Raw genomic sequence first — 597 nt, 5'->3', positions numbered from 1 at the left:
AGGGGCGTGGTCGTTCCTCCCGAGCGGGCTGGCGGATGGATCGCACACCATCGTGGCAAGCCAGACCGACAGCTTCGGCAACACCGGTTCGGCCTCGCTCAGCTTCACCCTCGACACGGCGGCGCCGAGCGGCGGCACGCCGGACCTGACGGCGGGCTCGGACACCGGCACCTCGAACACGGACAATCTCACGTCGGCGACGGCGCCGACCTTCACGGTGGCGCTGACCCCGACGGCTGCCGTCGGCGATACGGTGCAGCTGTTGCTGGGCGGCTCGCCGCTGGCCCATCCGGTCACGCATGTGATCACGGCCACTGACGTGACGGCAGGCAGCGTCAGCCTGACGGTGACCGCCGGCGATCTCGGAGCCGATGGCACCAAGCAGATCGCGGCGCAGTTCAGCGATGCCGCCGGCAACAGCTCGACCACCTCCGCGCTGAGCTTCATCCTGGACACGGCGGCGCCGACGGTTGCGATCACCAGCACCGGCGGACCGGTCAACCAGGCCAGCCAGACCATCACCGGCACGGTGGACGTGGCCGACGCCGGCGCCAGCGTCACCATCCTCGACGGCACCACCGCGATCGGCACCGCCAT

1 protein-coding gene is annotated in these 597 nt (G+C 70.5%); it reads left to right on the top strand.

The features are described 5' to 3' along the window. A partial coding sequence (locus IVA82_RS17165) for an Ig-like domain-containing protein (protein ID WP_247493423.1) occupies positions 1–597 on the top strand: 597 nt, incomplete at both ends.

It is taken from the genome of Bradyrhizobium sp. 142, from assembly GCF_023074015.1.
Lineage (GTDB): Bacteria > Pseudomonadota > Alphaproteobacteria > Rhizobiales > Xanthobacteraceae > Bradyrhizobium.
The sequence above is the reverse complement of the archived record's forward strand: the minus strand, read 5'-3'. Positions and strand labels throughout refer to the sequence as shown.